The organism is Mycobacterium sp., assembly GCF_049585075.1.
Classification (GTDB): Bacteria; Actinomycetota; Actinomycetes; order Mycobacteriales; family Mycobacteriaceae; genus Mycobacterium.
Map to the genome: position 1 here is coordinate 1 of NZ_JBAUZA010000110.1, position 5931 is coordinate 5931.

Here is a 5931-nt window from a genome sequence, read left to right on the forward strand (position 1 = left end):
GCGCTCAGCCGGACTGCGCGCCCGCGGCGACTCGCCACCACACCGGCCTTTCTCGCGGCGACCCGCTGCGCCCGGCTTCGCCGCGCTCGCGATCGCCGCGTCCCATCTACAGGTCGTCGGTTGCCTCGCCGCAGACCGTAAAGGCATGCGCGCGTGCTATGCAACACGTCGGCTAACGGCCACCCGGCCGCCGAGTCAGATTGCCAAGCGGGCCAGTAGATCGCGGGCTCGCTCCGCGTTTTGCGGGTCGCACAGCACGTCGTATCGGCCGGCGACCAACTGCAGCGTCGAACTGAAATCCCGGGTGCCGCGCGCCATCGCATACGGAACCGCGGATGTGATCAAGCCGAAGAACACCCCGGCGACCAGGCCGGTCATCAACGCCGCCCACGGGTTAGGGCTGAAGAACCCCAGCACCAAACCGATGAAAAGTCCCAGCCAGGCGCCGGTGAGCACACCGCCGCCGAGCACTTTTGGCCAGGTGAGCCGCCCGGTGACCCGTTCGACTTGCATCAGGTCGACACCGACGATCGTCACCTGTTGCACGGGGAACTGCTGCTCGGACAGGTAATCGACCGCCCGCTGGGCTTCGGCGTAGGTGGGATAAGAGCCGACCGGCCAGCCTTTTGGCGGCGTCGGCAATCCGGGGGCACGCCGGCCCGCGGCCGAAGCACCAGGTGTGGCGCCGGGAACCTGTCCGGGCTGGAAGGGACTGGTCATGGTCTCATTGTCCTCTGCCGAGCCGAAGAAGCAGCGGCTCGGTGCTGCCCCACGCCCCGACGGGTCGATTACCAGCACAAACGTTGCTCAGCCCGCGGTCACGCTAGGTTAAACAGCATGACATTTCAGGGCGGCAACTTCGGCGAGGAAGCCCACGACGAAGCAAGGCAGCCTCCGCAGGGCCAACAGCCACACCAGTTCGGAGAGGACTTCATCCCGCCCGCATACGCCGGACAACCGCCCGCCCAGCCCGAGCCGAACTTTCCGCAATATCCACCGCAGCCAGGGCCGGTGCCGCCATGGGACCAGCGGCCGGTCGGATACCGGCCGCCAAGCCAGCCGCCGCCAAGCGGCTATGGTCCGCCCGGATATCTCGAGCCGCCGCCTTACGGCGGTCCGTCATACCCGCCGGCAGCGCCGCAATACGGACCGTCTTATCCACCACCGGGCTACAGCGGTGGCGGATATGGCGGCCCGCCGGGATATCCCGGCCCTTACGACCCGTATCACCCCTATCAATCTCGTTCGCAAGAGACCAACGGGATGGCCATCGGCTCGCTGGCCACCTCGATTGCGGGTGTCTTTCTCGGCATTCCGCTGAGCCTGGTGTGCTGGCTAGGCGTTCTGATTCCCGTCGTCGGCGCCGTGCTCGGGGCAATCGCGCTCAATCAGATCAACCGAACAGGCCAGCAGGGCCGTGGGCTTGCCATCGCTGGGATTGCGGTCGGCGCGACTGTGGCGGTGGCGCTGGTGATCCTCGTCATCGCGGTCATGGCAGCGGTCACCTCTCCGTCCTTGCGCTAGCGCGGATCGTCCGGAACGAACGGACCGGTCTGACGCTGCATGCCCGCCGCACGCCCTTTACCGGCGATCACCAAGGCCATCTTGCGGCTGGCTTCGTCGAGCATCTCGTCGCCGAGCATCACCGCTCCCCGCGCACCACCCGCGGCGGAGGTGTGCCACTCGTAGGCCTCCAAAATCAACTCCGCGTGGTCGTACTCCTCTTGGCGCGGGCTGAAGATCTCGTTGCCGGCCGCTATCTGATCGGGATGCAGTACCCACTTACCGTCGTAGCCCAGCGCCGCCGACCGGCCCGCTACCCGCCGAAACGCTGCCACGTCACGCACTTTCAGGTAAGGGCCGTCGACAGCGGCAATGCCGTGCGCGCGGGCAGCCACCAGAATTGTCATCAGTGCGTGGTGGTAGGCATCGCCGACGTCGTAGCCCTCCGGCTGTTCGCCGACGACCAGCGTGCGCACGTTGAGGCTGGCCATCAAGTCGGCAGGACCGAGGACTAGAGCCTGCACCCGGGGCTGGGCCGCGATCGCGTCAACGTTCATCAGACCCCGGGCGTCTTCGATCTGCGCGTCGATGCCGATCTCTCCCACCGGAAGCCCGTGAACCGTCTCCAGCTGGGTCAACAGCAGGTCGAGCGCCTGAACATGGGAGACATCGGAGACTTTGGGCAGCACAACAACATCGAGCTTGGCGTCAGGCGCGGCACCGACGGTGGAAACCACCTCGATGATGTCGGCGTGCGTCCACGGTGTGGTCCAGTCATTGACCCGAACGCCGCGTAACTGCCCGGCCCATCCGGGCTGCGCGAGCGCCGCCGCCACCCGGGTGCGAGCCGCGGCCTTGGCGTCGGGCGCGACGGCATCCTCCAGATCGAGAAAGACCTCGTCGGCGGGAAGGTCTTTGGCCTTGTCGATCATCTTCTGGCTGCTACCCGGGACCGACAGGCAAGTACGGCGGGGCCGGTAGGCGTTGGTCACTTTTCACTCACCTCTTTTGAATACTCTGTGCAGCATGGCCTCGATCAACAGGGTGTACGCGGCGCGGCTGGCGCGAATGCTGGTGCTGGGCCCCATGGGCGAGTCGCTCGGCAAAGTGCGTGACGTGGTGGTGAGCATCAGCATCGTCCGCCAGCAGCCCCGCGTTCTCGGGCTTGTCGTCGAAATGCTTTCGCGCCGAAGGATATTCGTGCCAATTCTGCGGGTCGCGGCGATCGAACCCAACGCGGTGACGCTCAATACCGCCAACGTGTCGCTGACCCGGTTCGAGCAACGGCCCGGCGAAGTGCTGGTGCTGGGACAAATCATCGACACCAAGGTGCGGATCAACGACCCGGAATTGCCGGACCTGGCCGACACCGAGGTCGTCGTCACCGACCTGGGTTTGGAGCAGACCCGAACTCGCGACTGGATGGTGACGCGCGTCGCGGTGCGGGTCCCGAGACGGTTTGGCCGGCGCAGCAATGCCCACATCGTGGGCTGGCGCAACGTGCAGGGGCTGACCCCTTCGCTGCTGGCGATGCCAGGCCAGGGCGTGGCACAGCTGCTGCATCAGTTCGAAAAATGGCGGCCGATCGACGTGGCCGATGCGGTGCGTGAGCTGCCGCCGAAGCGGCGCTACGAGGTCGTCAGCGCGCTGGATAACGACCGGCTGGCCGACATCTTGCAGGAGCTGCCGGAGGAAGAACAGGCGGAGTTGTTGGCGCAGCTGGGCGACGAACGCGCCGCCGACGTGCTCGAGGAGATGGACCCGGACGACGCCGCCGACCTGCTCGGCACGATGAATCCGACCCAGGCCGAGGGATTGTTGCGGCAGATGGATCCAGAGGAGTCCGACCCGGTACGGCGCCTGCTGAAACACTCACCCGACACCGCGGGCGGTCTGATGACGTCCAGTCCGGTGGTGCTGACCCCCGACACCTCGGTCGCTGAAGCACTGGCCCGCGTCCGCGACCCCGACCTGACCGTCGCGCTGTCATCGCTGGTGTTGGTGGTCCGCCCCCCGACCGCCACCCCGACCGGTCACTACCTGGGATGTGTTCACCTGCAGCGGCTGTTGCGCGAGCCGCCGGCCATGCTGGTCGGCGGGATCGTCGACGCCGATTTGCCCGTCCTTGCACCGGAAACTCCGCTTGCGGTGCTGACCCGCTACTTCGCCGCCTACAACCTGGTGTGCGCCCCGGTGGTCGACGGACAGCACCACCTACTGGGCGCAGTGACCGTGGATGACGTCCTCGATCATTTGCTGCCACACGACTGGCGAGCGAGCAACGACGAGCTCTCGCTGGATGCGGCCGGAGGGGTGTCATGAGCAAGTCGGCGCCGCGGGCACGGCTTTATACCCCGCGCATCTCGCGAGTCTCCGCGCCGCGGGTAGACCCCGAGGCCGTCGGGCAATTCACCGAATCGATCGCCCGCTTCTTCGGCACAGGCAGCTACCTGCTGATTCAGACCTTGCTTGTGCTGGCCTGGATCGTGCTCAACGTCTCCGCGGTCAGCCTGCGCTGGGACCCCTACCCGTTCATCCTGCTCAACCTGGCGTTTTCCACCCAGGCCGCCTACGCGGCCCCGCTGATCTTGCTGGCCCAAAACCGCCAAGAGAACCGGGATCGCGTCACGCTCGAAGAGGATCGCCGCCGAGCCGCGGAGACCAAGGCCGATACCGAATACCTGGCTCGCGAGCTTGCCGCACTTCGGCTGGCGATCGGCGATGTCGCAAAGACCCGCGACTACCTACGCCGCGAACTGGAAGATCTGCGGGAGCTACTGGAGGACCGCCAGCCGGGCAAGGCAAACACTGAGTCGGCACCTAGCGGCGATGGAACAGAGGCGCGCGCGGCGAAATCCACTTAAAAATGCGCAGCAACAAAAACCGATTTCCGCGACGGATCTTCGAAAAATACGCCCGCCGTTTGACCTCGCCCAAGCCGGTATCGTCCCTGCACACAGACTCTGCGAATGTGGCGTTTGTGATCAGAGAGTTATGTATGGTGACTTAGGTCACGAAGCTCAAAGTGGTTTCACAAGTGCCTAATAGGGCTCGAATATTGAGGACGGTCGGGTGCGCATCGGGGGAGGCTTAGCTCTTGCAAAGATGCGGCAGCGGATACTTCGCGTGCCGCGAACCCCGAAAATGCCCGCTGCCCTCGTCACCGGTTTCGGCACCGTGCGGCGCTCGAGCGTTCGCGCTGCCCGGGCCACCAGAATCCCCGCCGCCTTCGTCGCAGTCGTTGCGGCGGTGCAGCAGTCGCTGACCCGCACCGCCCGGAGTCCGGCATTTGGTGTGGCGATGATCGCCTGCCTGGTGTTCGCCGGAGTCGTGGGCGCCGCAGCCCCGTCATTCCCGTTGCCGACGTCGACGCTGCGCGACGCCGCCATCACCCCGGTTGCCGCCGTAGCCCCCGCCTCCACCGACCCGTCGGGCCCACTGGTGATCGCCGTCCAACGTCCAAAAATTGGATTCCACATCGCTGCGGCCCCCACGGTGTCCGCTCCCCCGCCGACAGGTGTGGTGAATACACCTGGCGCCCTTGGCATTCCGACGATGGCGCTGTCCGCTTACCGCAACGCCGAGCGGATGATGGCCGGGACTGACCCTGGTTGCGGCATCAGCTGGAACCTGCTGGCCGGTATCGGGCGCATCGAGTCGATGCACGCCAACGGCGGCGCCACCGACGCGCACGGCACCGCGGTCCGGCCGATCTATGGCCCCTCGCTGGACGGCACACTGCCCGGCAACGAGGTCATCGTCCAAGGCAACGCAGGCGGACGCATCACCTATGCGCGGGCGATGGGTCCGATGCAGTTCTTGCCAGGCACGTGGGCGCGGTATGCCTCCGACGGCGACGGCGACGGGGTGGCCGATCCGCAAAACTTGTACGACTCCACGCTGGGCGCCGCACGTTACCTGTGCAGTGGCGGGCTGAACCTGCGCGACCAGTCACAGGTGCTGGCCTCGATCCTGCGCTACAACAACTCGATGCCGTACGCGCAAAACGTGCTCGGCTGGGCTGCGGCGTACGCCATAGGCGTGCTGCCCGTCGACCTGCCGCCGCTCACCGGCCCGCCACCGCCGATGGCCGACCCGCAACTGGAGCACCTGGCGCAGCTGGAGGGGCTCGGGCCGAACCTGCCGCTAAACATGCACGGCCTGCCGTCCACCGATCCGCTGGCACAAATGCCGTTGATCGACCTCAGTGGGGCCAGTGCCAGTGCCCCCAACCAGCAGCCGTTGCCGTGGCAGCGCACGAATGCTCCCCGACCTTCGTGCACGGTGATCTGCATCGGCCAAGACACGGAATTGCCACCGCAGTTCTCGTTGAACACTCCACCACCTGCTGCTCCGGCCACTGCGCCGGGCATGCCAGGTGCTCCGCCGCCGGCGGCTCCACCCGTGCCAGCGCCGCCGGCCCCACAG

The 5931-nt window shown here is 66.5% G+C and carries 6 protein-coding genes; 4 read left to right on the forward strand and 2 right to left on the reverse strand.

Annotation, left to right across the window (positions count from 1 at the left end; genetic code table 11):
• Positions 1-195: 195 nt before the first annotated feature.
• Positions 196-720 (reverse strand): general stress protein, encoded by a 525-nt coding sequence (locus WB785_RS04980; RefSeq protein ID WP_424077589.1) that lies wholly within the window; start codon positions 718-720, stop codon positions 196-198.
• Between the two features lie 117 nt (positions 721-837).
• Between WB785_RS04980 and WB785_RS04985 the strand changes: the two genes are divergently transcribed.
• Positions 838-1524, forward strand: coding sequence for a DUF4190 domain-containing protein (locus WB785_RS04985; RefSeq protein WP_424077591.1), 687 nt, complete (start codon positions 838-840; stop codon positions 1522-1524).
• Here WB785_RS04985 and WB785_RS04990 read toward each other — a convergent pair.
• Positions 1521-2495 (reverse strand): HpcH/HpaI aldolase/citrate lyase family protein, encoded by a 975-nt coding sequence (locus tag WB785_RS04990; RefSeq protein ID WP_424077592.1) that lies wholly within the window; start codon positions 2493-2495, stop codon positions 1521-1523. The genes WB785_RS04985 and WB785_RS04990 overlap by 4 nt on opposite strands.
• Positions 2496-2529: 34 nt before the next feature.
• On the opposite strand from WB785_RS04990, the gene WB785_RS04995 reads away from it, so the two are divergent.
• The 3 genes from WB785_RS04995 to WB785_RS05005 all read left to right on the forward strand — a co-directional run.
• Entirely contained in the window at positions 2530-3825 is a 1296-nt protein-coding gene (locus WB785_RS04995) for a magnesium transporter MgtE N-terminal domain-containing protein (protein WP_424077593.1), read from the forward strand.
• The gene (locus tag WB785_RS05000) at positions 3822-4367 is read left to right on the forward strand and encodes a DUF1003 domain-containing protein (RefSeq protein WP_424077594.1); all 546 of its coding nucleotides are present in this window, start codon (positions 3822-3824) and stop codon (positions 4365-4367) included. Before WB785_RS04995 ends, WB785_RS05000 begins: the two co-directional genes overlap by 4 nt.
• A gap of 436 nt (positions 4368-4803) precedes the next feature.
• On the forward strand, positions 4804-5931 hold a 1128-nt coding region (locus tag WB785_RS05005; RefSeq protein ID WP_424077595.1), incomplete at its 3' end, for a lytic transglycosylase domain-containing protein.